General features: G+C 43.5%; 1 protein-coding gene. It reads right to left on the bottom strand.

Annotated features, from left to right (window positions below; genetic code table 11):
- The coding region (locus SB756_RS29265; protein ID WP_410913044.1) for a ribonuclease HII at positions 1-292 on the bottom strand (292 nt) is incomplete at both ends.

Here is a 292-nt window from a genome sequence, read left to right as displayed (position 1 = left end):
ATTGCGGGTGGCGTTTATCAAGTTCAAGCATTTCATCATCACGCGCTACTTTGGCTAAAATAGAGGCTGCTGATATTTCGGCAACTAGGCTATCGCCTTTAACAACCGCTTGAGCAGGCATAGTGAGTTTTGGTAAACGGTTCCCATCTATAAATACAAACTCAGGCTGTGTGCTTAGTCCTTCCACTGCGCGGCTCATAGCAAGCATGGTAGCGTGTAAAATGTTTAAGTCATCAATTTCTGATGGACTACAACGGCCATAGGCATAACATAATGCGTTTTCTTTTATCTC

Source organism: Pseudomonas sp. SIMBA_068, from assembly GCF_046534705.1.
Taxonomy (GTDB): Bacteria; Pseudomonadota; Gammaproteobacteria; order Pseudomonadales; family Pseudomonadaceae; genus Aquipseudomonas; species Aquipseudomonas putida.
The sequence above is the reverse complement of the archived record's forward strand: the minus strand, read 5'-3'. Positions and strand labels throughout refer to the sequence as shown.